Below are 26,202 nucleotides of genomic sequence, written 5' to 3' on the forward strand. Positions count from 1 at the left end.
ATGCATAATTGGAAAATTACTGGCGTGAATACACATTCTTCAGAGCATAAGGCTGTAGTGGATCTTGTAAATAAAGGGATTTTAGAAATTCCAAAAACTGAAGACGGAAAATATACAAATATAGCATCTATAAATATTAAAGATTCAATTACAAAAGAAGAGATTGTAGCACTCTCACAAAAAGCAAATATTAATTCAATTCAGTTTAAACATATAAAAACAAAAGGTGAATTTTACAAAAAACTTAGTAAAAGTGTGAAAAAAATATAAGAAAAATGGGTCTGGTGCAAAAAATTCAAATATAGAATTATGATTTTTCTATGTAGTAGATTTAATTTATACAGGTAGAGTAATGTTACGTTCAGAATTGAAAGTATGAATGTTGAGTGAAAGGGATGCAGACTGTTGAAAATATAAAAAACATATAGTACAATGAGGTTGTAAGCTAGATTATAATGAACAAAAAGTCGGGTGGTTCTGATTCTCGTTCTATTGATAGGTCGAAAGTTCTTTGAAAAGTCTTGGTTTGGTCACCAAGGCTTTTTTTCGTATTTCAGAAAGGAATAAAAGCACTTTATGTCGCAATACTATATAGAGTAGTATGCTAGGTTTCAACGTCTTTGCACTTCAAAATGATACTGCATTGGTCATGTGCAATGAAAGTATGGTCAGTACTTCACCTTGAAACCCAATCATAACTACAAACTAGGCTTTGTGTCGCTATTTATAGCGGCACTTTTTTATTTAAGAAGATGTCTTACATATTCAGTTATACCTTTACCTACTTCACTTTTAGTGAAAAAGTAATGCACATTTCTAAGGAAACTGAATGCTGTAACGATTGTACCAAAAGAAAAAAGACGCTTACGTTTCTTTTCTCTCTCCGAACGTTTGCGGGCGGTTCTAGTATTCTCCACCTTCTATTGTCACCTCCTCTATAAAAGAGAAGGACAAAGACGGCACCTATTCAGTGTACAGTGTATGACAAGTCTCGACAAGAACTTATTTTCTATCGTAAAGTGAATAGAGTTGACTCCATATTTTGAGGTGAGGGTGGAATTTTAGAGTCAAGGGTGCAGCGGGGAAAGTAAAAATCAGTTTGACTTGCTTAAGGTAATTTGGTTAAGTGATGAGGCAAGTAATGAAAGTAGTAACAATCGAAGAAGAGGGAGACAGTCCTACTAAATATGTTGTATTAGAGTAACCAATAGTAAATAGGAAGAAGGATGTTATTTACGTTTTCTTAACAAAGGGACAGGTATCTGATTCTATAAACTGTAGAGGGCTTCCATACAGTTTATTTTACGTGATTCCGAATCCATGGTTTGTAACAAAGTGATTCGTTATACAGGTGCGAAACAATTGATTGTGATAGATGTAAAAGAGGAAGAAAATGACGTATATATAGGGTTTGAAAATAAAGGATCGCATATTGCAGAAGAAAACATAGATAAAATATGGGATCAGTTCTATAGAGTAGATGAATCAAGAAAACGTGTTTGCGGTGGTACAGGTCTTGGATTGGCCATAGTAAAAAATATATTGGAATTACATGCTGCTGAGTACGGCGTAATGAATACGGAGGACGGTGTACTTTTCTATTTCCGTTTAAATAAGTGGGATGCAGAGCAGTAAGATATGACGGTCTTGCGTGAGTCATTAATGAAGTATTAAAGGAGTTTAAAAATGGTTTTCATGACACAAAGATGCGAAGTCTCGGAATAGACTTCGCATCTTTGTACTTAACGCAAGTTTTGCGAGAGATTAAGTATATATAGATTATTAAGCAAGAATAGCATTTAAAATTGAAACTTTATTTGTCGTAAATAATATATAATTTTGTTTTACCGTTTTTATTAAAATACGGTCCGTTGTTCCATATGCAGTTCCAATACGGATTGCACTAATATCTTCAACACCCGCATAGGTAGCATCTTCGGTTATCTCTATCACATCACTTAATGGAATCGTAATCTTCGCCAATTGCCATGAAATAATTAACTCTTCTTTTGTTTTTTTAACATGAATACCTAGCATCATACCAAGACCTTTCTATAATAGAATGCTACACTTCTAATCTTATTATACAAATTTTTAGATTATTTTTCTATATGTAGGAATAGAATTGGTTTCTATGTGCTAGTATCTTTAGCGTGTCAAACGAATAGGAGGATATGCTGTCTTTCTGTTAAGAAATATGTTAAGAACAAAAGTTCACTTCAAATTAATATGAATTTGATATGGTTGTAGTATTATGAACGAGAAACATTAAGAGTGGCAGGAAGGAAATGAATAATGAGAATTAAATTAGTAGGGATTTTTACTTGTATGATTGTGATACTTGGTATCTTTATCGTTTATACCAATCAATCTATTGGTAAAGAACCAAAAAAAACAAACTATGAAACTCATGAAAACTCCATAAATAGAGAGAAAAATAGTACTTCAAATAACATAGCAAGTTCTTTTGCTAGTATACAGGCTGTAGTTAATAAGGAATATGGATTGCCCGAAGATTATCAACCGGAGGATTTAGTTGTACCAAATGTATCATTCTCATTCAGTGGGACGTTAGAAAAGAGTTACCTTCGTAAAGAGGCAGCAGAAGCACTAGAAAGATTATTTGATTTAGCAAAGAAAGAAGGAATCCAGTTAAATGCTGTTTCAGGGTTTCGCTCCTATGATTATCAAAAAGACCTGTATGCAAACAACGTGAAAAGAAAAGGACAAGAGCATACGGATCGCTTCTCGGCAAAGCCAGGACATAGTGAACATCAAACAGGATTAACGATGGATGTTTCTTCTAAAAGTGCAAATAATGAGCTGGAGTTAACCTTTGCGAATACGAAAGAAGGAAAATGGCTGAAAGAAAATGCGTATCGTGCAGGATTTATCATCCGTTATCCAAAAGGTAAAGAGAGTATTACTGGATATGCATATGAACCGTGGCATATTCGCTATGTCGGGGATATTGCTGAAAGTATATATAAGAAAAAGCTGACTCTAGAAGAATTTATGAACCTTTGAAAATAGAATTGAAGAGTTAAATCAGCTAGCGATAGCAGTAAGATTATAAAAGATAGGGGGTATAAGGTATTTCTTAATGTTTTTAAAGGGTATGCTATGAAATTATAAACGAAACTACTAAAAGGAGCGATTCATATCTTTACAGTAATGTGAGATGTAGGATCTACGTCAGGCGTAGTTTGATAAACATTAGGTTAATATATAATGGGAATCAGAGAGTAACGAAAAAGAATATAAATATTACGTATTCGGTTTTTTACTAAATAACAGGGAATCATTCTAATTAGAATGATTCCCTGTTATTTTTAGCATATAATCTATTGAATTACTTTTTCAATTTTAGGCATTACAGCAATTGGCGGTAAAGATTTGGTCCATGCAGCAGCATAAATATTTATCTGTTCACCTATAGTGTAATTTTCACCATCTGAAATAGGAACCTTTAAAATTTTATTTTGAGAAACTAACTCCCACCAATCATTTTGAAAAGCGAGAGCTTCATCTTTTGTAGATGTAGCAGCAACCACTAAATAATTGCTTTCTACTGAAATGACATATCCAGTAAACGGCTCTTGTTCTTGCTTTTGAATAGAATGAATAGGTGCAGTGCTTACAGACGCCTTATTAGAATCTGCAAATGCCGGTGTTAATCCGAAAGTAAATCCACATCCTAATGTTAAAGCTGTTACGGTTGTTACTAATTTTTGTTTTTTTGTAAACATAATATATATCCCCCTTATATTTTATCCTACACTAGCCATTTTCAAGTTCTATGCATATAAAGCCTTTTAATATTAAGATGTTTAACAGTTCTGTAACAATCAATCCATAAATGTTAAAATTATCTATTAATGGAAGTGTAATTATGTTATAATTCACTAGGTGAACTGTTATTATTTCATTCATCCCCTGATGAATGGATACCCTTCCTTAATTGTAAATATGTTCGATTTTATTGGTGAAGAGGGAAGAAATCCCTCTTTTTTTTCGTCTTTTGTAAAATTAGAAGGTGCCTTGAGGAATAAAATTTGATTTTTTTAAAACAGTTGAATTCCCCACTTTCACTTTATTTAGAAGTGAGAGTGGGGGAGTTCAAAGAAAGAAGGGTAAATTAAGCTCTGTCTCTTGATAAAAACTTATAGAAATAAAAATAAGATAGTTACTGTTGAACAGATAGTAAATCACGATTAATATACTAGGTCTTACGAGCACGATAGAAAAAATAGAACTTCATAAAAAGAACTCCTATGTTATTTAGGAGTTCTTTTCGGATGAAGTCAACAAATTTATAGAATGCTGAACATTAATTTGTTTTTTCAACAATCGGAGAAATAGCTTTCACAGGAACGCCAGCAAGTAAAATAGGGCTAAACTCAAAAGATGCAGCATAAACGTTTACTGTATCACCGATTACAATATCTTGTAATACTTCGGTAGAAGTTTCAACTTCATAAGTTATGTTGTTACTTGAAACTAAGATTGAATTATCAGATTTTCCTGTAACATTTCCTGTGATTTTTTTGTATTGATTCTCTAAAATATTTTGTTCATTTCCTTTTTGAATAATCGCGTTTCTTGCCTCGAAAGGTAAGTCCTTTAGAAGAATAGGGGCCATTTCAAATGCTTGAGCATAAACATTTACTGTATCACCTATCTGAATGTTTGGTAGTACTTTTGAATTAACATGGGCACGAATGGTTTGGTTTTCACTTGAAATTTCAAGGCTATCTTCAGATTTTTTTGTCACTGTACCAGAACGTTTTTTTAGTTGTGCTAAGAGTTTTTGTTCTTTATCTTTACTCATTACGTGGTTTTCTTGTTGTTTGTTAGATTCTTCATTTACTTTAGAAATAGAATTTACATCAGTGTAAAATACAGTTTGTCCATAGATTATTTGATGTTTCCATTGATTTTTGTTAGCAACTTTAACTTTGTCCCCGTTTTTAAAGTTAGAGTTACTACCATTCGGGAAGTCTATAGTAACTTCTTGATTATTTCCATTAGCATCTTTATATGTAACAGTCACATAATAAGGATCTGCATCATTGATTACCCCAACTACATGGTTTTGTTGTTGTTTGTTAGATTCTTCATTTACTTTAGAAATAGAGTTTACATCAGTGTAAAATACAGTTTGTCCATAAATTATTTGATGTTTCCATTGATTTTTGTTAGCAACTTTAACTTTGTCCCCGTTTTTAAAGTTAGAGTTACTACCATTCGGGAAGTCTATAGTAACTTCTTGACTATTGCCATTAGCATCTTTATATGCAACAGTCACATAATAAGGATCTGCATCATTGATTACCCCAACTACATGGTTTTGTTGTTGTTTGTTAGATTCTTCATTTACTTTAGAAATAGAACTTACATCAGTGTAAAATACAGTTTGTCCATAGATTATTTGATGTTTCCATTGATCTTTGTTAGCAACTTTAACTTTGTCCCCGTTTTTAAAGTTAGAGTTGCTACGATTCGGGAAGTCTATAGTAACTTCTTGATTATTTCCATTAGCATCTTTATATGTAACAGTCACATAATAAGGGTCTGCATCATTTATTACTCCAACTACAGTATTTTCTACTTGTTTTGTTTGGTGGTGGATTTGATCAGATTTTGCAAGAAATTGTGCAGCCTCTGCACGAGTAATCGGTCTATTAGGGGACCAGTTATTTCCATCTTCAGTGCCCTTAGAAATTTCCGTTTGTATTAAAATGTTTGCATGGTTTTCACCCCAATGTCCTTTTAAATCATGAAACGTAATTTGTCCATTACTATTTGTAATATCTTGTAACTTATATGCATTTACTAGCATTGCTGCCATAGCAGCACGTGTAACTTTTCCTGAGGGGTTGAATATTCCATTTCCTTCACCTTTAATGATTCCTGCCTTTTCAGCAGTTGCAATATAAGGGGTTGCCCAATGATTTTGAGAATCTGTAAAGGATGGTTTTGCATCGAAGTCAACTTGTATACCTAGTGCTTTTGTCATAATGGTTGCAGCAGCAGCTCGATCTAATGAATCACTTGAACCAAAAGTGCCATCTGGATATCCACTTAATACTTTTTTATCAACTAAATAATTAACGGATTTGTCAGCCCATGCAGGAACATCTGGGAATTTGTGAGTATTTGCAAATGCACTAGTTGAGTAGGAAAGTAGACTTCCAGCAAGAATTCCTGTAGCAATTAATTTGTATTTCAAAATGTAACACTCCTAAAAATTATTACAGCTTGGTAAATCTATCATTTATAGTTAAACTCATAAGTAATATGACCTAGTTTAATAGATTGAGTTGGTATCATCACTATATTACAGATAAATAATATATGGTTGATTCAAAATATTATTTCGAAAAGAATTCACAGACATACACTTGTAGTAAGGGACTATTTGATATATTCACCAAGCGTGTGTAACTAGTATAGTTACTCGTATGTACGAGTGTCAATTGAAAAAGAATTACATTTTTGTAAGATAACCATGTTAATAATGAAGTTAGTAATTATTATATAAGGTGAATAATTACTCATTATAATAACTATAAGGATGAATAAATTTGTTTTTAATCCTATGTAATGAGAGGGCTGTCTAGATTAAATAAAAGAGGGATATTTAGCATTATTTACTAGTAATTTATTTTTATTCAATAATAAACATAATAAATTTCCTTCGTGAAAAATTTCCTTTCTATATTATTAACCTTATTAACTTACAAAAGTGTAAGGATATTTTTATTGACGTTCTTTAAAAGGTGTAACTATAATGATTACATGCTAATTGATAATTAAAATCATTTAGTGAATAGATATGATTGGAGATGTTTTAGCATATGAAGAAAGTCATTTTAGCTGGTGCATTAGGAATTGCAGCATTTACAGGAAGCAACATACCAGGATTAGATTCAATAACAGCAAGTGCAGCTGTACAAGAGTTCAACACTACAGTTGAGGGGAAAGTAATAGAAGTACAGTCAAAGTATTTTATCATTGAAAGTAAAGAATTAAATGAAAGTGTAACTATTTATACTGATTTTCAAGCAAATGCAAAACCAGGTGAATATGTAAAAGTAAATAGTAATGGTCCATTACTTCAAAACGCATTTACTACAAGTTTAACGGCTAATTCTGTTGAGCATTTTGAATTAGCTCCTGGAAACTACGAACAATATACAGTAGGTCATGTAAGTGAAGTTTCTTCTAATGAGTTATTAGTTACATATATAGATAATAACGGAAATCCAGAGGATCTTCGTGTACCTCTAAAAAACACTAATAACTTTAAGGTTAATGACTTAGTGAAAGTAGAAAGTGATTTTTGGGCGAGATCCATACCACCTATAGCTGTAAATGCAAATGTAGAAAAAGTTAAAACGCAAATTAATGATTATAGTACTAGTACTGAGTCTTTAGAAAAAGAAGGTACAACATTGAAACCAGGAATGTATGAAAAAGAAGATGGTCAACCTAATTTTGTAATCGGAGAAATTACAAAAATAGACAAAGATTATACCGATTATGTAGCTGTCAAGTACCCTTCTAAAAATGGGGAAAATGATGTTGTTTATGTGGATTTAACACAAGGTCAACAATTTAATATAGGTGATAGGGTTCGAGTAGATTTTCATGATGGATCTAATTTCCATGGAATGGATAAAACAACGTATGACCATATCCAGAAAATTAACGATAAAATTAAACAGAATACAAATAAAGAGCAATGGGTTTGGTCTTGATTTTAATAAAATAAAATTATCCATCTATAATGTATATACCAATTCAAAAAGTCTTGTAATATGTTACAAGGCTTTTTGAATTAGTTACTTTAAAACATTATCTTCTGTTTCATTTTTATTAGCTGCTTGCAAAAATGTCATATTTCTGTCGTGGACACTCATTCATATAAGTAACTATAATAGCTCCATTAATTGGGGATATGTTACATTTATATAATTTCTCAGAGATACATGTTTATATAATGATTGTCCTGTTTATATTCTTTTGACTGGAAAGTCTATACATACACTTAATTTCGTGAAATTTTTTTATAGAGATATAAAAACTTTTTTTGTTGATAATATTTAATGCATCTAATCAGTATAAGCCTTTCTGTAATCTATTAATTTTGGAATCATGATGTTAGCATTGTCCAATCCATTTGAAAGCATGCTAGAGTACTAGACATATTTGTGGCTTTTTATGAGAAAAAGGATGCAGAGAAATATGGTGATTTATCATTTTCCGACAGAAGATTCCTTTCGTTTCATACGGTTAGAAACATTTTTATAATTCCTGTTCTATAATTGTTGAATATTAACAGGTGTAATTTGAGGTTGCTTTATTTTGAAAGAAATCTTTTGAAATGGTCATAATAGAAATAATAATTAGAAACAAATTTAATAAAAAATGATGAAAGACTTAAGAAGGTGAATATATTGCGTAAACATTCACATGTGCAATTTTATGTATTGATATTGGCTCTAATAGCTTATTTAAGCTTTTGCTTTATATTTTTATTTGTTTTTCCGAATCAGTATTTTGTATCAGATTTTAATATACGACTCTCATCTTTAGTTGTTGAAACTATTGTACTTATTTCATTACTCTATTCTATAGTATCCAGAAAAGTTAAGTTAGGAGTGTTTTGGGCTTGTATTACTATTGCAATAGGGTGTTTCTTGATAGGGAATTTTATATCTGCTTTTCAAGTACTTAATATAGAATTACCAATACAAAATTTTAATATCTCTGATGTATTTTTGTTGTTTTTCTTATTCTTCTTTCTCTTTGCGTTCTTTTATAAAATCATGATGGAATGTAACAAATGGGAGAAAGCGTATTTGATTTGTGATTTATGTATTGTTGTTACTGCTATTTTCACCTTAGAGTGGTACTTATTTAATAAACCTTCTGCAAATATTTTATTCTTATCAATTGGAGATGTTTTTCTTTCATTTATTTTCCCGATTATAGATTTATTGCTTCTTTTACTAGGAGTTAGCCTTATCTTTCGACCAGCAATTTTTAATGCGAAAAGTAAATTATTTATTTTCATCTTAGTATTAACTGGATTGTCTATTACGGACTATTTATATTTCTATTTACAAGATGATTTATCATATCGTTCACTCATATTATTAAGGTGTTTGTATAGAGTTTTTCTATTATTTATTGCCATTGCCGCTACTATCCCAAGGAGTGCATCTTCTAGAAGAAATTATTTTATTATTAATCCGACATTTGGAAAGAAACTTCTTGTCATATTTCCTTATCTTGCAGTTGCAATCTTAATTGGTTTTACTTTAAAAGAGCAAACGGCTTCATCTACACTGATTACGGGCAATTGTATTGCCTTTGTATTTGTACTGATTCGTCATACAATTGTACGAATGCAAAACAAAGATTTAACCGAAACATTAAAAGTGTTTAATAATCAATTAGAGCAAAAAGTATCTCAAAGAACGGAAGATTTAATAAAAAAATCTAATGATTTGGTGAAAAATCAAGAGAGGTTTAAGTCCTTATATGAGTATCATCCAGACCCTATATTAACAATTGATTCAAATGGTATTGTATTAAATATAAACCAGTCTGGAAGTATGTTATTAGGGAAAGACAGTGTTGCATTAATAGGAAAAGAGTGCTTCTCTATTTTTTTAGATGAAGATAAACCTGAATTGGAAGCAGCTCTAAAGATGGGGAAACGATGTAGTTCGTCTTCGTTACAGTTACGTGTGAAAAATAATAATGAGAAGGATATACATTTTTGGTATGTCACTATTGTTCCTATTATGATAGAAGGACAAACTTTTGGGAGTTATGTAATGGTAAAAGACATAACGAGGATGAAGCAACAACAGGATGAGATAAACTATCTAGCATTTCATGATACGGTGACGGAGATTGGAAATCGAATATTCTTCCAACAAGAATTAGACAGATCCATTGAGCGTGTACAAATAACACAGGATAAGTTTGGAATCCTATATATAGATTTAAACCGCTTTAAGACCATTAATGATACACTAGGTCATGCAATTGGTGACAGGGTTTTAAAAGAAGTTGCCAAACGTTTTAGGACATGTTTGTCACCAACTATTCCTTTAGCAAGAATAGGGGGAGATGAGTTTGCAATCATTGTCCATAATAAAACAGAGCAACAGCTATTAGATTTGTGCGAAATACTTTTTCGTATAACTGAAGAACCATTTGTAATAAATCAACACAGCTTTTATTTATCACTTAGTATAGGAATAGCGTTGTATCCATTTGGAGGAACCAATGCCACAACACTTTTACAACATGCTGATATCGCCATGTATAGCGCGAAGGAAAAAGGTAACAATGCTGTTTGTATGTACGATGAGATATTATCTCAAAAAATAATAAGACGATTACAATTAGAACAGGATTTACCAAATGCAATAGAAAATAATGAGTTGTTTTTATTGTATCAACCACAAGTTGATAGTAAGGCAGACAAGGTTATTGGTGCAGAGGCTTTAATACGTTGGCAACATCCAGAGTTCGGGTTAATTTCACCTTTTGAGTTTATACCTATCGCGGAAGAAACGTCGCAGATTATTGCAATTGGGAAATGGACGTTACAGGAAGCGTGTCGGCAACTAAAAGAATGGCATTCTGCGGGCTATTCAAATTTAAAGATGGGGATAAACTTATCAGCTATAGAGTTTGAACAGAAAGATTTTGTTCAAACGATTATTTCTACCATAGAAGAAATAGGAGTACCAGCTAACTTAATTGATTTGGAATTAACAGAGCGAATTGCCATGGTAGATGAAAAAGAAACTTTATCGAAGTTAAAAGCATTAAAATCATATGGTGTACATTTATCAATTGATGATTTTGGTACAGGATATTCTTCATTAGCGTATCTACCTTTGTATCCGATTGATACTTTGAAAATTCCAAGAGAATTTGTGAATAGGATTGGAACTTCAAATGATGGAGATGAAATTATACAAACGATTATTTCGCTAGCCCATACTTTAAATATGAAAGTAATAGCAGAAGGGGTAGAAACGAAGGAGCAATTAACAGTGTTACAACAAAATGCATGCTATTTAATTCAGGGCTATTATTACAGTAAACCTTTAAATGAAGAAGATTTTTTCAAGTTCTTAATCATGATGTAGAATGATTAAGTGAGAACAACATAGATGTGAAGGAAAGTGAAAAAAGTTCTATCAATATGGTTTAAATTAAATAATAAGAAAAACATTTTATCTACTCGTATTGTGCGTTATAAATTTACTGTGAAGAAAATACAAAAAAGCTATCCTTTATTATAATTTAACTGAAAGGATAGCTTTTGTTTTAAATAAATTAACTAATTAAATATACGTAATTTTCCAAAAGCAATTTTAAGTGTTGCTTCATAAACTTTAGTATTTGTTGCCCATCTTTTAATTGAATCTTTATCAAATATCTTATTCAGTATATAGATATGCCACTCTTAATTGATAGAAATTTCCGTTATTTATTCTCCATCACTATCAAATCTCCAAGTGGGAGAAAATGTTTCTGAGTAAACTTCGATACTATTAACAAGCGCTCCAGATTGTGAAGCACCTTTACCAGTCACATAAATTTTATTGTTTAATGTATCTAAATTATCTCCCCATCATTCTGTATTCAAATCTGTTATTTACGACCATGTATCTGTAGATGGATTATATATTTCGACTGTTTTTACTAGTTCGCCTTCCACGCCTGATTTACCTATTGTGTATACACTTCTTTAATACAAATATTTGATACATTAAAATATTTTTACATGGCATAATTTTCTAGGTGATTTTATAATTAGAGTGGGTGTAAATAATGGGGAACTTTCAAAGTGATTTTCAAACCGCTACATCGATGAAAAATGCTGCGGATACAATCCAAAGTACGACGAATCGTTCTATAACAAAGGCGAGTCGTACTACACTATCTGTTAATGCTCAAGCAAAAGAAACGAATCAACAAATGAAGGATTTGACTAGACGATTTTGTGGAACCTTTCTACAAGCAGTTGATAATATTCATTCAGCAGCTAAGGAGTTTGAAAGAATGGATAACGAACTACAAAAGACATTTCACTAATGTGATAACCTACAGTAAATGGAGAAGGAGAGGAAGAAAAAGATGGTTCAAGACATTGAAAAGCAAATAAAGCAATTAAATTAAGAATTACGGATTATATTTAAAAACACGATCGAAATCAAGCTGCAATTCAAATCCAGAGACAAGTGGTAATGGAATTTCACGAATTGAGAAATCGAAATAATTGTTTGTTTAATAGGTCTTTAAAAACATGGCATGATGATAGAGAAATTTCTAATTTTTTTATGAATAAGCTTCAAGAATCGGAACATATCGTGCGGAAATCAATATTTGAATTGGAAAATCAAAAATAAATATTGCTTAATAAAAGATGCAATTTTATTGATTTAGAAACCAACCTTATTTATAAGCAACAGCAATTAAAAAGGGAGGACAAAGCATGAGTTTAAATATGTATTTAGGGGAAGTACAAAATCAGACTCAAAGCATGAATGCTGTCTGTACCGCTACCATTCAAGGCATGGAACAAGTCATTCAGTCGATTGATGCTTTTGCAACTGATACGGTTCTGCAAGGACGAACATATAGTAGTGCAAAAATATTTTTTGTCCAAACCTTTCGTCCTTTAGCACAAGGTATCATTTATTTATGTGAAGAATTAATTCGTCAAAATGATGCTTTTCCAAGAGATTTTCAATCACAAGTTGCTTCCACGGATGTAATCGAACAAGAAGTAAGAGAGCAAATTCAAGAAATCAATCAAATGATTGCAAGTATAGAAATGATAGATGAAGCTACACCAATGCCTGGGATTGATGCAATTGTGGCTGTTTTAGTTGAGATGAGGAAAAAACTTGAAGAAAAATTAGAGCATTTATATGAATTCAATTATACATCCAGTAATAACTACAGCACGGCCCTTCAACTAGTAGCTAGTATTGCTACTGGTCTTGCCGAAGTTCAAAGTGGGAAAGGATTTAGTCCTGTAAGTGGAACATTTAGTACACAAGGATTAAATATGGAGTGGATTACTTCTATTCAATCGATTACAGAAAATAGGGATCGTCAGACTGACAATTTTCTAAATAGTAGTTCAATTGAAGAAGGAGCAATGTGTGGCCCTTTAAATAGTGAAAAAAAAGATGAATCTTTACTGGATAAGTTTAAACATGATGTTGAATATTCTTATAAAGAATATAGTAAAATGATATATGCCGCTGATCATAAATTTGTATCTACGATTGAAAAAGCTGGATTAGGTGTGCCCTACCATTTGAAAAAAGGAATAGAAGACGCATTAGGTGATGAATTATTAGGAATTGTGAATGTAGCCCTCCATCCAATAAATACAATTAATGACACGATTGAAGCTCTTTCTAATCCAGCCAGAACATTCAATACGATAAAACAAACGATTTCTGATTCTTGGAATACCAATGTTGTAAACGGGGACGGAAATAGTCAAGCTGAGCTTTATGGAAATGTAATGGGGCATGGTATGTTTGCTTTTGCCGGAACAAAAGGTGTAGATAAGGTTGCTAAGTCTGCAGCATTGAAAACGGGTGCTAAAGTAGCTGAGATTTCGCAAACTAGTAAAAAAGGCTTACAAGATGCTGCATCTTTATTTAATGGGAATCGCAATGGGTTTGCTATTGCTGGCGAAGGTGGTTTGCGATTTGATACACCTGATTTTAGGCAATTTGAAGAAAAGCTATCGATCCATCAGTTCGCTAAAGGCGAGTTCGGTTCTAGTGGAAATAAGAGTTCGGATAAAATTCATCAGTCTGTCATTAAGAAAAAGCAATGGCTTGAGAGTTTACAAAACACAGAGAATTTTAAACAAGGGACTAAAGAAAACGGAATAAATCATATTTTTAATGGTGAAATACTTAAAAATGGGAATGCTAATGGTTTTCATTATGAAGGAACGCCGAATAGTAATAGTAAAATTGTCGGAAACCTCGACCCATCAAATGAGTTTGGTGTCTACCAAGCTAAAGTGGAAATTGATGGAGTATTAAAAGGTCCTAAATCCACATTCTTTCCAGGGGATTGGACACCTCAACAAGTAATAGATGCAGTGAATGAGGCTTTTAATAACAAAGTGAATATAAAAAACAATAGATATCTTGGAAAAACAAGTGATGGAATGACAATAGAGATGATTTTGAGGAATAATAAGGTAATCTCAGCTTATCCAGTATATTGAGTTGGAGGAAGTGTTCTTAATGATTAAGTATAATTATGAATTTAAATACATAGAAGAATTCAATGTGGTTGTTATGGATTTTGATGAAGAAAAATCGCTGAAATTTGCCAATATGATAAATGATCCTTTAGGGTCTGATATACCTTGGAGGTTAAGAGATTTAAAAAATGATATTAACAATTTTATTGATTTATTGAGGGGAAACATATCCGAATATAGACATGGAGGAAACGCTTCTAGCATAATATCCTTTAGAGATTTTACCATAATTGAGGATCCATTTTATGATGAAGAAGAAGATGAAATTGAGCCGATATGCAAATTAGAGACAGTTGAATTTGTTAAAATCATATTAGTGTGGGCTTATGAAACACATAAGTATAAGAGCGAAAGAGGAGAAATTGCTCAAGAAGATGCAGAAATGGCTATAAATTGGATTGAACAAAAGATGGAAGAAGTTAATAGTATAGAGGATAGTAATCAAATATAAGAAACACTGAGTAATAATAGATGAAGAGTTTAAAATTAATTATAAAAGTGAAAAATATGGATAGATAGAATAAGGATCTGTGACTTATGGAATAAAATAGAGGGTTCTGGTGTGAAAAATCTATAAACCTTGGACATACTGGTACTATTAGTCTAAAAAGGATGGGATCGGTATGGAAAATCAATGTTTATTCAAGTGGAAACAGTATCAACCAGATATTATTCTATTAACAGTGAGATGGTACCTACGATATATTCATCATTTCCGTGGTTTGGTGGAAATGATGGGGGAACTAGGCTTATTCAAATCTCATACAACGATTATGGTTTGGGTTCATCAATACGGTCTTGAATTGGACAAACGAATCCGACGTCACCTTAAACAAACAAATTACTCCTGGAAAGTCGATGAAACATATATCAAAGTAAAAGGTCAATGGATGTACCTGTATCGCGCTGTTGATTCGAAAGGAAATACAATCGATTTTTACCAAAACAAAACAGGAAATCAGAAGGCTGTAAAGCGCTTTTTCAAGAAAGCTTTGCAGTCTTTTCATGTTTCAAAAGCTCTTGTCATAACCGTCGATAAAAATCTGGCTTATCCTATAGCAATTGAACAGTTGAAAAAAGAAAAAAGCATAACTGGTAATACGCGACTTAGACAACAAAAGTACTTGAATACATAGTAGAACAAAAACATTACTTTATAAAGAAGCGAATTCATTCTATGCTAGGGTTCAAATGTTTTGATACAGCTACATCCATTCTTTCTGGAGTAGAAGCCATGCATATGACTAAAAAAGAACAAGTTGATTTACGGGAACAGTCTGTCCAAAATCAGAAAGAATGTATCCATCAATTTTCTGGATTGGCAGCATAAGATACAATTCCGTTAGAAATCTATGCGCTTTATTATCTTTTATTCTATTTTTGCACCAGAATCGTATTGAGTTCTATATTGAAAGGATGAACACGAATAAAGATAAGAATCATAAAAGTATTCGTGAGATATCGAAAGAAATTGACATTTCGTATTCAAGCTTTTAAGAATGTTATATGGTAAAAAAAGATTAAATGATGATACGAAATATAAGTGCGTGGATTGAAATGATAATAGTGAATGCTGTAATATCTGTAGTGCTGTCGCACATTATGTAGGTGCATAGATTAAGACTGGTAAAATCTTTGATAGTAATTCATTATGAACTTACGCATTGCCCGAAATTCAACTCTCACTTATCATTGAGTTTTCGTCCTTCACAATCCTGAGGGAGAAGGATTCTTTTGGGTAATGCGTTAACTTTAATTAAAACTTCTTGAAATATATAACTTTATTATATAATATATAGGTGTATTGTTATTTTGTTTGATTCCGTTTATTCCCACACCTTCTTGTGTTGTGGTTGAGTTGTAGAAGCAAGTTGAGTCTTGTTTCAATTGTGAAAGGGCTTCTTTGAGCCGATTAGTGTATATATAGCTTATATTGCTATGCACATTATTAATCGACTTGAAGAAGCCTTTTTTGTACTGCTTTCAAGTCCGCAGGCTGGGTTATGAATCTTAACAAATTACAAGAAAGAGGAGATATGAAAATGAAAAAAGATAATATTTGGAGAGTATTAGATGATTCAAAAGAGCGGGAAACAAGACAGTAATCCAAAGAGCCGGATGATAGATTTACTGGTATGGATGAGCTATCGGAAATTACAGATGAAGAACTACCATTTTAATAAAGTCGAGGTAGTTTATAGAGGGTAAAAGGAAGAACTAAGTGATGTATATACTTGGATCTTCCTTTTTTATTGTAAAAAAGAACTGGGGGACAATTATTATGCGTATAGGAAATGTTTTAGTGGCGAGATTTTATCCACCCTCACTAACAGAAGGGAACCACTGAATACTGATAAGCGTATGCTTGTACAAAAATAAGATTTTGCATTCTGGGATAAATTGATTGTTAAAGTAGATACTTCTCAAAAGAAAGGGAATGGAAAACGAAAAAGCAAAGTAATTGATGGGCAATTTGAATTCGATTTATTTGCATAATTGAGAGGGGAATATCATGTTTACAAACATTTTTATCGTTCTATTTTGTTATGTGTTTTTTGTTGTTAGTAATTCAAGAAAAAAATTTCTAATAGAAGAAGCCAAGAGGGAAGAAAGAGAAAATACACCGGTAGAACGTCGCGTTTATTGGTGCCCGAGAGAAAATAGACCTATTGGTAGGGAGCAAGAGCGTATTACGGTTCTCACAAAAGAAATCACCTTAGAAAAAGATGTAGCAGGTATATATGATTTAGTTGCTATAACTGTTCAAAAGAATTTGAGTGAAGAAGTGAATAAAAATTTAAAACAGTAAATTGATGCTGAAGTAGTGGAATATGTTAAAGATTTTCACTATACTCCTGCTTCTGAAACAGTAAATGATATCTCATTTCCGAGGAATGAGGACATACCATTTTCAAGCAATATGGATACACTAGAGGAATTATTAGGATATGAAGATACATTTCCTAAACTAGAACAGCTGAAAATCCCACAAGGAACAGCGTATGCCACTTCTGTTCAAAAGTTAGTGTCAGAAGAGGAAGAATTTCAGGTTGTGATATGGACGGCTAAAGTAGTAGAACAAGGGCAAGAATTCACCTGCGTAATAAACACAACTATTAACAAGCGTTATTGGATACATACAGAGGGAGAAATTGTAACAGAAAATCTACTGCTGTATATAGCATTATAAATTGATTCATTTTATTCCTATACATTAGTTGCATCGAATGATAGATTACTAGGAAATATATGAATGTATTTCTTAGTTATCTTTTCTTAGATAGCATGAAATACAGCATTTTCTCACTCATTTGTACAAGGATAAAATATATTTATTTTTGTACAAATGAGTGGGATAGAACGATTCACCATATAAGAATATTCGACTATAATGAAACATTGTACGTCATTGTAATATTAAAATGTTATAAGATTCAAGTGATTAACAGTATTAAAACAGGAGAATTGAGAACTCTTCGTAATATTCCAATGCTTTAAATAGATAGTATCAAAACATGAGTATTGTATGAAAAATTATTTTATCAAAGTAAATAGGAGTGATAATATATGGCAATCGATCATATAAGCAACAACGTAGTAGAAAAATTAGAACAAGCGGTGCGCTATGAAAAGAAACAAGTTCAGTTATTACGTGTAAGTAAAAGTAGTTCTAATATACACGCTTACATGATTTTTCCGGAATTCTCAGAGGTTAAAATTTCAAATACCGAACTGGATGAATATATAGAAAATCTATCAATAAGCCTAAAATATGTCATTGATCGCAAGTTGAGTCAACAAGAAATAGAAAAACAAAATCATTCGTTCATTATGACATGTGCAGTTGAGGAGGATGGATTGATAGATGATGAAACTATTCATTTTAATACGACTTATGTCAAACCACCAACAATTGCAAATAAAGTATTTAAGTTAGTGTGTGGATTAGGAAATCGTTTAGATAGCTTAAAAGAGTTACATATTACAGTATTAAATAATAATATTAATCGAATTGAAATTGGATTTTACAATGAAAATGAAACATATATGGCAGTAGAGAAGGAAGAAATCGCGAATGCAATTATGGGGGCATATACAAAAGCAAATATCTATTATGCTGCGGATCTCTATTATGTTGCAGAAGGAGATCAAATCAAATTAAAGAGCGTTAAACCAAAATTAGCGGGGGATGTGTGATGAAACAAGAAAAAAGGATGATAGGTATCTTATGTATGCTTGTTTTAATGGCTTTACTTTTTATCCCCTTACAAGCAGTTCAGGCCTCTGTAAAAATAGATTTTAATGAATTAAAGGGGAACGATGTTTCGTCATCCTTTAAAGAGGGATTAAACAATCGAACGAAAACAACAGAAAAAGATGATTCATTTGGCTCATCGATCATACAAAAGATTGAAGGTTTGTATGCACCGACTTTTAAAGTAGGAGTAAATATCTTTTCTATTTCATTCGTATTAGGCATTATTGTCATGGTTATGGCGTTAATTACAAAGAATGGCCAATGGATGAAGTGGGCAACTGGAAGTATGATTTTCTCATTTATTAGTATGATGTCCCTGAGACTAAGTGTATACTTCTTGTTCAGTTCGGATGTATTTTCGTTTATGAACATCTTTACGGATTTTTTAAACCTGTTTAAAGCAACAGCACTTATTTTCACACCATTTATGTTAATCACGGGTATTCGTCTAAGAAGAATTCATGAGGGCACGAAACAGCCTGAGTATTACCGTTGGTCCAACCGTGTTATAACGGGCTCTTGTTTGCTGTGTGTGTTAGCCGTACTCGCTCCATGGCTATTTGATAATATGTAAAAAACTATATATAAGGATTTAAAAGGTACTGGATCTACATTCGGTACCTTTTATCTATCCATTGGGTTTCTTCTTTCGTATTCTTCAAGTACTTTCGGCAATATAGGGCATAGTATGCCACTTAGATAAACAGCTGTAAATTTGCAGGTTAAAAGGTTTGAAAAAGCTGAATCTGTTTCTTGTTCTGTTACCGTATTATCTACAATAAGTTTTAACATGTCTATCACAATCCTCTTTAGGGTAGTTCGTAAATTAATAGAGACGTATCACATCATGCTTACAATTAAATGTAAATATTTCTCAATAAAAAATAACCTTATTTATTTTGAAAGGGCTGTTTGTTTTGAAAAGAAATCGAGAATATATTGTTTTGCGAAATTCCATTTTAATTGGTTGGGTGCTCACAATTATTGTTATGGGCCTATCTGTCTATTTTTCTTCCATTGTGTATTTATTAATCGGATGTTTCATTCTGTCCCTAAAATACAGCTTAATGGGCACAATAAAGAATGTAGAAAAACGTTTACCTACCTGGGCTAACTTTGGTGTCATTGAAAAGCCAGTAAATAGAAGGGTAACTAGACCCTTTCAGTTTCGGGGTGGGCTCCTTGTTTCTTTAGCATTGGGGTTCGTAGAGATGGTGATAAAAGGCTTATGTATCTCATATTTTATTTTAGGGTTAGAAACGTATGTATATCGTTTGATGCTTAGAAACGCAAGAGTGTGAAAAGGAGGCTTTTATTATGAAAATGTTGATATTCGAATTGATTCTCATTGTGATTCTGAGTCCTTTGAACATCGTTTTAAAAAAACATGTACCGAAATGGAAAGGGAAAGCCGGGGAAAAACTAGTGAAACGTATATTAGGAAAATTGAATCCCACCAGCTATTATGTGTTACATGATGTGACGGTTCATACGGAGTATGGTGATACAACGCAAATTGACCATATTGTAATAGCGGAAACAGGTGTATTTGTTATAGAGACAAAAAACTACGAGGGCTGTATATATGGAAGTGAAAAATCAGCCAGGTGGACACAGGGTATTTTTAGAAAGAAATCCTCTTTTCAAAACCCATTTCGACAAAATTATAAACATATAAAGGCAATTGAATGGGTGGTGGAACAGCAGCTTCCGTGTATCTCTATTGGGGCGTTTCATCCAAAATGCAGTCTAAAAAGGGTAAATGTTCATTCGAAAGATAAACATATCTTATATTATAACGATCTGAAAAAATATATTGAATCTTATATTGATCTGAAACTAACAAAAGACGAAGTTGAGCATATCTACCAAACTATTTTACGAGCTAATATTACCGGTAAGGATATTGAGAAGAAACATGTGAAGTATTTACAGAAATTGTTCGCTAAACAATAAGAAATGGAGAAAGGAACAATGTTATATATGATAGGATTTTTGGTAATCATCGTAGTAGTTATTCGTCTTAACGTGAAGTATTATCAGTTAAAAGGTAACCCAAAAGATTTTGTGATGAAAAAGAATGATTAAAGATATATTGTAGAAATAAAGGTAATAGACTACGTATATTATTAGGACCTTAAAAGTTCAATAGAAACGTTTTAAAGCTTGTAAATAGATGTATATAACTACATTTGTATTTATGGATTCAAATGATAAAATAGATAAATAAAAATAAATAGGAGGTTTAGTTGTGAAAGAAGTGTTAGATGTTGAAACGTATTTAAAAAAAATGAAGAACCAGAAAATAAATTATGACAAAGTATTAAGAAAAATGATTAAAGATTGGGAAGCAAGGAACGAAAGACCAAAAGTGTTACTTCATTCATGTTGCGCTCCTTGTAGTACTTCTTCATTGGAATTTCTTGCAGAACATGCAGATGTCACAATCTTCTTCTCAAATTCGAATATCCATCCGAAAAGTGAATACATGCGACGCTCTAATGAACAAAATATTTTTGTAGACAAGTTCAATGATCGTACAGGGCACACAGTTGGATTTATTGAAGATGACTATCGTTCAAATGTATTTTTTAAAATGGTAAAAGAAGAAGGTTTGGCAGAAGAGCCAGAAGGTGGGCTTCGTTGTTCAGCTTGTTTTGATATGAGATTGGATCGTTCAGCTCAGGTAGCACAAGAAAGGGGATTTGATTACTTCGGCAGTGCAATTACTCTTTCTAAAAATAAAAATAGTCAATTAATAAATGAACTTGGAATTGGTGTGCAACAAAATTATGATTCACGTTATTTACCAAGTGATTTTAAAAAAAGTAATGGATATCAACGCTCAATTGAAATGTGTAATGAATATGATGTTTTCCGTCAATGTTATTGTGGATGTTCATTTGCAGCGGAAAAACAAGGTATAGATTTACGAGCGGTGAACAAAGATGCAATAAATTATCTGAAAGAAAATAATCTTAGTTTGAAAAAAGAGATTTAATCGTGATAAATTTGATGTGAAATTAACCTATGATCTACAAAAGAAATGCATTATGTTTTTAAATGATAAATATAAAAAGCTAAAATAGTTCTGCAATAACTCCTTACTGGTTAAATTTCTAGAAAAGAAAAAACCAATAAGGAGTGTTTTCTTAATCTCGCATTGCCCCTGCTTCTCGGGAAGTTATTGCTCCTTGTCCCGCTCTTACATCATTCTGAATTTCTTGTTTCACTTTTTGCGCATCAGTTTCAGCAAAATCTGGTTTCATAACAGAACCAGTGCTTTTTATAGCTTTTTTATGATCTTGCATACAAATCCTCCTCGATTTAACAACCTTATTATTTACAAAAATATACTCGATATTCCCGATGAATTGAACATGTCTCATGTAAAGTACAAGGCAGGAAGGCATCTTAATTGTTCGACACATATAAAGAATATGTGTTTTAAGTGTTAGTCATATACCGAAAGGGAGGTGAATGAAATGATGATTAATAAAGCCTATAAGTTTCGTATCTATCCAAATCAAGCACAAGCAATTCCAATCAACAAAACGATTGGTTGTTCTCGCTTTGTATTCAATCATTTCCTTTCCCTATGGGATTACGCATACAAAGAAACAGGGAAAGGTTTGACATATGATTGACGTTTAACAAATCACTTGATAATACATTAGGTATCTAACATGTTAGTGGGTGATTTTTTGTCTTTATATGAACAAGTTAAACGCATTAATGAAGCTGAATATACTATAAACCGCTTGATATATAAACATTACAAGCAATATTTAAATAGTGGTATTACAACACAACAAGCTGTTGTATTAGAAATTGTATATTTAGCGAAACGTATTACGGTCGGCGAAATTGCGATTGAAATGAATATAAGCTCTAGCGCGGTTAGCCAATTAATAGCGAAATTAGAAAAGAATAAATATATCAAACGAGAAATTAATCTTCAAAATCGACGTGAAATATATATAACGTTAGATGAAAATGGATTGGAGTATTTTTCGAAGCAAGTTTATGTAGAACAGCAAATTGCAGATAAAATTTACAGCAAACTTTCATCAGAAGAGCTAGATGAATTTGAAAGAATTGTTGATAAATTAAGGAGGATTGTGATGAAGGAATTATAAAAATCCCTTCACGTCTAATATGTTAGATATCTAATTTGTTTAGGGGGATAAAATATGAGGGGTTTACTTGAAAATATCGCTTTTAACGGTGCAGTTTATTATGAAAAAAACGGACAAATCAATCAGTATTTTCATGGTTATCAAGAACTCGAAAAGAAGCACCTTATTAACAAAAATACACAATTTAATCTAGCATCATTAAGTAAAATGTTTACAGCGGTAATGACGTTTCAGCTAATCGAAAAAGGACAGCTACAGTTAGAAGATAAAATTACATGTTGGTTTAACGTACCATATTTTACAGAAGTAACAGTTGCAGAATTACTTACACACACATCTGGTATTCCAGAGTATATCACGGAAGATTTAACAATAAGTGTTGAAACATTTATCGAAGGAGTGCTACCACAATATACATCAAATGAGCATTGGTCTTATAGTAATACGAATTATGTTTTACTTGCCAAAATAATTGAAAAAGTGAGTGGTTTATCGTATGAAACGTATTTGCAACAATATATTGCAGAACCATTAAATCTTACTCATATGACCACGCAACCCATAAAGCAATTTGTAGCGCAAGGTCAAACGTTTAATTATGAGGAGCAACAATATAAAAAGGTGCTTGATGACCCATATTTACACGAAATCGAAAAATATAATAATCAATATGGTGACGGTGGTATTTATGCAACAGTCGCAGAGGTAGCGAAGTTTTTAAAAGCATTACGGCAAGGTCAGTACATTAGCAAAGAGATTGTTCAATTTATGTTAACACCGACAGAAGTCAATAATAATTATAGTTATGGTTTTATCATTCAAAATGAGTGGGTTGGCCATACAGGTGGATGGCTTGGTTGCTCAGCACAAGCGTTTATGAATATATCTACAGGGGAAGTGATTGTGTTAGCGACGAATCAAGAAGTGTTTCCTCAATATGAACAAGAAATTATGCATTACTTAATGGGAATACAATATGCTGTAGAAGCACCAAAATATGTGATGACTTTACCGCTCACTATTAAAGATGATATTACGGGTTGCTATGAATTAGCAGATGGACTTGGCACAAGATTTACAATTAAAAAGGATGTACAATTTATAATTTCATTTGAACATCAGTTGTCTGTGCCACTTTTTAAAATAGATGAGTCATATTATTGGATACGTAATACGATGAGTTATGTAGATGATGCGAAGCATTTATTTATCGATGAAGGTGTTGAAATACCATATCAAAAAGTCAATTGATATGGTCAGGAAGGTTCTGTTGTGAACTACTCACCACTTAGCGAAGCTTGAAGTGGCGAGTAGTTCCCCGAAGAAAGTAACCTTTAGATTCCTTGAGCGTTATTTCGGGGGGTTACACCTAGATGCCCAACGCATGGACGCTCTTGTGGTAAGGTTGATATTTTACACAGGAAACGAATGGCTTGGTTTTCGCACTCTATTTTCTTACTACAACCTCCTATATCAAGTTATCAAAGAACTTCATATAGCTCCAACTTTGCCAAACCGAAATTCATCTCCCATCTATCGTTGGGTTACGCCCTTCACACGTTTGAGGAAGGAGAATTCTTTCGGGGAATACTTTAAAATATCACATGTATAATTCCCCTTATTCCTTTTTCTAGAGTGTCGCCTCAGTTAGACAACTTTTCAAAAGGTTTTTCAAAGTCATCCATTTTTGTTAAACAATATGATATTGATGATTAGTATAAGTTATCAGTTTGCACTATGCATAATAGCTTTTCTGCTAATCCTCAACATGTTAATTTTTTTAGTATAGTGAAAGAAATAATGGGTAAAAAGATATTATTTTAGTAGCAGGTGATTAATTGGATTAACAAATTGTTTATATGCATGTAGGTATGAAACCATCCTCACCTACAACTGTTTTATAATTATTAATTTTGTATATGAAATTAATTAGATTTATGATATGATGAAAGTATCAAAATACTTCTAAATCTATCTTGCAAAAGGACACACCTACGCATACATATGCCATCGGTGTGTCCTTTTTTGTTTTCTATAAGTTTCTGAAAAAAGAGCGGGAATGGGAATTGTTTATAAGTAACATATTAACGATCAATGTATCTTTTGGGAATGTGGAGAAGCAGAATAAGGGATGTGAGATATCTACATGCGCCAAATGTAAAAAGCAATCACTGAGGGTTACGTATAAAGAACATCTAAAAAAGTGGGTTCGTTTTTGTCTATGTTGTGATTATAAGGAAATGAATCCAGCAAATATCCTTATAGAGATAAGCTTTTAAAGGAGTAATTAATGAAAACATCAACAACTTATATTATTTATAATTTATTTAGCTGTATTTTTCGAAACAGGTTCGTAGTTCTTTATCCCTATATTTATCTATTGGCTTTATGGCGCATTTCATCATGGGGAAAATCACGTCACGCTAAAGTGCAATTATGTGTTTTTCTGGGTCTATCATTCTTACATTTTGCCTTATGGTTATTATGGTATTTAGGGTGATAGAGTGCTTTACAAGCTAGAATTAGTAGGATAATACATTAAGAAGTCTTGGATTAAGGTTATTTGGATTACACCTTTCTTTTTGAAATGTCTGTATGCAGCAGTTCGACACAAATAAATGATTCAAAGCCGGACGGAATCCTACACAAAGGAATACAACAGTACGCAGAAGGGAAAGGTATTGTTGACATTTCAGAAACTTATAAGAATAAACTTAAAGGCTTAAAAATAGTTAAAGGATGGAGATACGATAGACGAGATCATAAATAGGCAGAACAGGACTGTAAGATTGCTCTTAATGGATACCCCGGATTCTGTATATCCAAATAATTCCACCACAAAAGATGGGAAAAGAAGCATCCTCATTTTTAAAGAAACAATTATATGGAAAAAGTGTAACATTGGTCTATGATTGTGGACCAAAATAGGACAAGTATGGTAGGGAATTGACATATGTATTTTGTGAAGGGATACATATCAGCGAATTAATGGTCAAATCAGGATATGGGACTGTAGCTTACATTTCAAAACCTAACACTTTACTATTTCCACAAATGCTAGAAATTGAAAAAGAAGCAAAGGCATCAAAGATTGGTGTGTGAAGCATTAAGGGATATGTGGATGAAGAGAAACATCATTATAACCGTAATGATGCGACCTAGCACCCAATCTATTGCAATATAAATATTCGTACAAAATGGAGGTTTTTTGAATGAATGAAAACAAAAGAAATATGCTCTTATCCTTTATCATTTCAATTTTATTTATTTTCGCGAGTTTATTACCTTTTAGTAGTAATGAATGTGTGTATGTTATCTTCAAAATTGGTGCTGCAGCTGGTGTAATAAATATTGTTATGATGAGCGACTTCTTGTATTTTCAAATCAAAAAAACGGGACATTTATTAAATTAGTAAAGTGAGATTTAATAGTTTTCCATACCTTTTCTTTTTAATAAGGGT

At 32.2% G+C, this 26,202-nt stretch carries 19 protein-coding genes and 8 pseudogenes; 22 read left to right on the forward strand and 5 right to left on the reverse strand.

The features are described 5' to 3' along the window. Positions 1 to 270, forward strand: a pseudogene (locus FS802_RS29905) (5'-nucleotidase C-terminal domain-containing protein); the annotation flags it as partial. A 1,068-nt stretch (positions 271 to 1,338) separates the two neighbouring features. Further along, positions 1,339 to 1,635 (forward strand): annotated as a pseudogene (locus FS802_RS29910) (ATP-binding protein); the annotation flags it as partial. A gap of 147 nt (positions 1,636 to 1,782) precedes the next feature. On the opposite strand, the gene FS802_RS29915 reads toward FS802_RS29910, so the two are convergent. Continuing rightward, positions 1,783 to 2,037, reverse strand: a complete 255-nt coding sequence (locus FS802_RS29915; RefSeq protein WP_098655269.1) for a SunI/YnzG family protein — start codon at positions 2,035 to 2,037, stop codon at positions 1,783 to 1,785. Positions 2,038 to 2,295: 258 nt separating this feature from the next. On the opposite strand from FS802_RS29915, the gene FS802_RS29920 reads away from it, so the two are divergent. Next, positions 2,296 to 3,027, forward strand: coding sequence for a M15 family metallopeptidase (locus FS802_RS29920; protein WP_098655267.1), 732 nt, complete (start codon positions 2,296 to 2,298; stop codon positions 3,025 to 3,027). Positions 3,028 to 3,344: 317 nt separating this feature from the next. Here the strand turns inward: FS802_RS29920 and FS802_RS29925 are convergent, their stop codons facing one another. Both FS802_RS29925 and FS802_RS29930 read right to left on the reverse strand, forming a co-directional pair. Then, complete coding sequence (locus FS802_RS29925; RefSeq protein ID WP_098655268.1) at positions 3,345 to 3,749, reverse strand: DUF3221 domain-containing protein; 405 nt, start codon at positions 3,747 to 3,749, stop codon at positions 3,345 to 3,347. A gap of 581 nt (positions 3,750 to 4,330) precedes the next feature. Further along, positions 4,331 to 6,232: an S-layer homology domain-containing protein gene (locus tag FS802_RS29930; RefSeq protein ID WP_144525673.1), complete on the reverse strand. Its 1,902-nt coding sequence runs from the start codon at positions 6,230 to 6,232 to the stop codon at positions 4,331 to 4,333. A 628-nt stretch (positions 6,233 to 6,860) separates the two neighbouring features. Between FS802_RS29930 and FS802_RS29935 the strand changes: the two genes are divergently transcribed. Both FS802_RS29935 and FS802_RS29940 read left to right on the forward strand, forming a co-directional pair. Then, positions 6,861 to 7,763, forward strand: coding sequence for a hypothetical protein (locus FS802_RS29935; RefSeq protein WP_098654392.1), 903 nt, complete (start codon positions 6,861 to 6,863; stop codon positions 7,761 to 7,763). Between the two features lie 699 nt (positions 7,764 to 8,462). Continuing rightward, on the forward strand, positions 8,463 to 11,183 hold the full coding sequence (locus tag FS802_RS29940) for a sensor domain-containing protein (protein ID WP_142336929.1): 2,721 nt from the start codon (positions 8,463 to 8,465) through the stop codon (positions 11,181 to 11,183). A gap of 512 nt (positions 11,184 to 11,695) precedes the next feature. Here FS802_RS29940 and FS802_RS31965 read toward each other — a convergent pair. Then, positions 11,696 to 11,773, reverse strand: a complete 78-nt coding sequence (locus FS802_RS31965; protein WP_087985489.1) for a kelch repeat-containing protein — start codon at positions 11,771 to 11,773, stop codon at positions 11,696 to 11,698. Between the two features lie 98 nt (positions 11,774 to 11,871). Between FS802_RS31965 and FS802_RS29955 the strand changes: the two genes are divergently transcribed. The 12 genes and pseudogenes from FS802_RS29955 (at position 11,872) to FS802_RS30010 (ending at position 21,603) form a co-directional block, all read left to right on the forward strand. After that, complete coding sequence (locus FS802_RS29955) at positions 11,872 to 12,135, forward strand: TIGR04197 family type VII secretion effector (protein ID WP_176547026.1); 264 nt, start codon at positions 11,872 to 11,874, stop codon at positions 12,133 to 12,135. Positions 12,136 to 12,228: 93 nt separating this feature from the next. Then, positions 12,229 to 12,539, forward strand: a pseudogene (locus tag FS802_RS31795) (DUF3958 family protein). Beyond that, the gene (locus tag FS802_RS29965; protein WP_098720623.1) at positions 12,536 to 14,305 is read left to right on the forward strand and encodes an EndoU domain-containing protein; all 1,770 of its coding nucleotides are present in this window, start codon (positions 12,536 to 12,538) and stop codon (positions 14,303 to 14,305) included. The pseudogene FS802_RS31795 and the gene FS802_RS29965 overlap by 4 nt, the downstream one beginning before the upstream one ends. A gap of 19 nt (positions 14,306 to 14,324) precedes the next feature. Next, a complete protein-coding gene (locus FS802_RS29970; RefSeq protein WP_098654388.1) occupies positions 14,325 to 14,795 on the forward strand; it encodes a hypothetical protein in 471 nt (156 codons plus the stop codon). A gap of 172 nt (positions 14,796 to 14,967) precedes the next feature. Next, a pseudogene (locus FS802_RS29975) lies at positions 14,968 to 15,542 on the forward strand (IS6 family transposase); the annotation flags it as partial. A 1,112-nt stretch (positions 15,543 to 16,654) separates the two neighbouring features. Beyond that, positions 16,655 to 16,840, forward strand: a pseudogene (locus tag FS802_RS32150) (helicase); the annotation flags it as partial. Positions 16,841 to 16,856: 16 nt separating this feature from the next. Then, positions 16,857 to 17,597, forward strand: a pseudogene (locus tag FS802_RS29985) (hypothetical protein). 314 nt (positions 17,598 to 17,911) lie between these two features. Next, the gene (locus FS802_RS29990) at positions 17,912 to 18,541 is read left to right on the forward strand and encodes a hypothetical protein (protein ID WP_098654387.1); all 630 of its coding nucleotides are present in this window, start codon (positions 17,912 to 17,914) and stop codon (positions 18,539 to 18,541) included. After that, positions 18,541 to 19,176, forward strand: a complete 636-nt coding sequence (locus FS802_RS29995) for a hypothetical protein (RefSeq protein WP_141546016.1) — start codon at positions 18,541 to 18,543, stop codon at positions 19,174 to 19,176. Before FS802_RS29990 ends, FS802_RS29995 begins: the two co-directional genes overlap by 1 nt. 343 nt (positions 19,177 to 19,519) lie before the next feature. Further along, entirely contained in the window at positions 19,520 to 19,903 is a 384-nt protein-coding gene (locus FS802_RS30000) for a hypothetical protein (RefSeq protein ID WP_098654386.1), read from the forward strand. Between the two features lie 16 nt (positions 19,904 to 19,919). After that, a complete protein-coding gene (locus FS802_RS30005; RefSeq protein WP_098654385.1) occupies positions 19,920 to 20,558 on the forward strand; it encodes a nuclease-related domain-containing protein in 639 nt (212 codons plus the stop codon). Between the two features lie 304 nt (positions 20,559 to 20,862). After that, positions 20,863 to 21,603, forward strand: a complete 741-nt coding sequence (locus FS802_RS30010) for an epoxyqueuosine reductase QueH (protein WP_371411526.1) — start codon at positions 20,863 to 20,865, stop codon at positions 21,601 to 21,603. 151 nt (positions 21,604 to 21,754) lie between these two features. Here FS802_RS30010 and FS802_RS31280 read toward each other — a convergent pair whose 3' ends face one another. Next, positions 21,755 to 21,913, reverse strand: coding sequence for a hypothetical protein (locus FS802_RS31280; protein ID WP_176545834.1), 159 nt, complete (start codon positions 21,911 to 21,913; stop codon positions 21,755 to 21,757). 177 nt (positions 21,914 to 22,090) lie between these two features. Between FS802_RS31280 and FS802_RS30015 the strand changes: the two are divergent. The 5 genes and pseudogenes from FS802_RS30015 to FS802_RS30050 all read left to right on the forward strand — a co-directional run. Next, positions 22,091 to 22,243 (forward strand): annotated as a pseudogene (locus tag FS802_RS30015) (helix-turn-helix domain-containing protein); the annotation flags it as partial. Positions 22,244 to 22,306: 63 nt separating this feature from the next. Further along, entirely contained in the window at positions 22,307 to 22,741 is a 435-nt protein-coding gene (locus FS802_RS30020) for a MarR family winged helix-turn-helix transcriptional regulator (protein ID WP_260989092.1), read from the forward strand. Between the two features lie 54 nt (positions 22,742 to 22,795). Beyond that, positions 22,796 to 23,992, forward strand: coding sequence for a serine hydrolase domain-containing protein (locus FS802_RS30025; RefSeq protein ID WP_098654381.1), 1,197 nt, complete (start codon positions 22,796 to 22,798; stop codon positions 23,990 to 23,992). A gap of 1,286 nt (positions 23,993 to 25,278) precedes the next feature. After that, positions 25,279 to 25,843: pseudogene (locus tag FS802_RS30045) on the forward strand (thermonuclease family protein). Between the two features lie 110 nt (positions 25,844 to 25,953). Next, a complete protein-coding gene (locus tag FS802_RS30050) occupies positions 25,954 to 26,154 on the forward strand; it encodes a hypothetical protein (RefSeq protein ID WP_144525677.1) in 201 nt (66 codons plus the stop codon). The last annotated feature ends 48 nt before the right edge of the window (positions 26,155 to 26,202 follow it).

The organism is Bacillus sp. DE0042 (assembly GCF_007680225.1).
Taxonomy (GTDB): domain Bacteria; phylum Bacillota; class Bacilli; order Bacillales; family Bacillaceae_G; genus Bacillus_A; species Bacillus_A wiedmannii.

Excerpts from the sequence above, each read along its gene's own strand:
- FS802_RS29915 (WP_098655269.1), bottom strand. The coding sequence starts at position 2,037 with ATGCTAGGTATTCATGTTAAAAAAACAAAAGAAGAGTTAATTATTTCA.
- FS802_RS29920 (WP_098655267.1), top strand. The coding sequence starts at position 2,296 with ATGAGAATTAAATTAGTAGGGATTTTTACTTGTATGATTGTGATACTT.
- FS802_RS29925 (WP_098655268.1), bottom strand. The coding sequence starts at position 3,749 with ATGTTTACAAAAAAACAAAAATTAGTAACAACCGTAACAGCTTTAACA.
- FS802_RS29935 (WP_098654392.1), top strand. The coding sequence starts at position 6,861 with ATGAAGAAAGTCATTTTAGCTGGTGCATTAGGAATTGCAGCATTTACA.
- FS802_RS29955 (WP_176547026.1), top strand. The coding sequence starts at position 11,872 with ATGGGGAACTTTCAAAGTGATTTTCAAACCGCTACATCGATGAAAAAT.
- FS802_RS29965 (WP_098720623.1), top strand. The coding sequence starts at position 12,536 with ATGAGTTTAAATATGTATTTAGGGGAAGTACAAAATCAGACTCAAAGC.
- FS802_RS29970 (WP_098654388.1), top strand. The coding sequence starts at position 14,325 with ATGATTAAGTATAATTATGAATTTAAATACATAGAAGAATTCAATGTG.
- FS802_RS29990 (WP_098654387.1), top strand. The coding sequence starts at position 17,912 with ATGGCAATCGATCATATAAGCAACAACGTAGTAGAAAAATTAGAACAA.
- FS802_RS29995 (WP_141546016.1), top strand. The coding sequence starts at position 18,541 with ATGAAACAAGAAAAAAGGATGATAGGTATCTTATGTATGCTTGTTTTA.
- FS802_RS30005 (WP_098654385.1), top strand. The coding sequence starts at position 19,920 with ATGAAAATGTTGATATTCGAATTGATTCTCATTGTGATTCTGAGTCCT.
- FS802_RS31280 (WP_176545834.1), bottom strand. The coding sequence starts at position 21,913 with ATGCAAGATCATAAAAAAGCTATAAAAAGCACTGGTTCTGTTATGAAA.
- FS802_RS30025 (WP_098654381.1), top strand. The coding sequence starts at position 22,796 with ATGAGGGGTTTACTTGAAAATATCGCTTTTAACGGTGCAGTTTATTAT.
- FS802_RS30050 (WP_144525677.1), top strand. The coding sequence starts at position 25,954 with ATGAATGAAAACAAAAGAAATATGCTCTTATCCTTTATCATTTCAATT.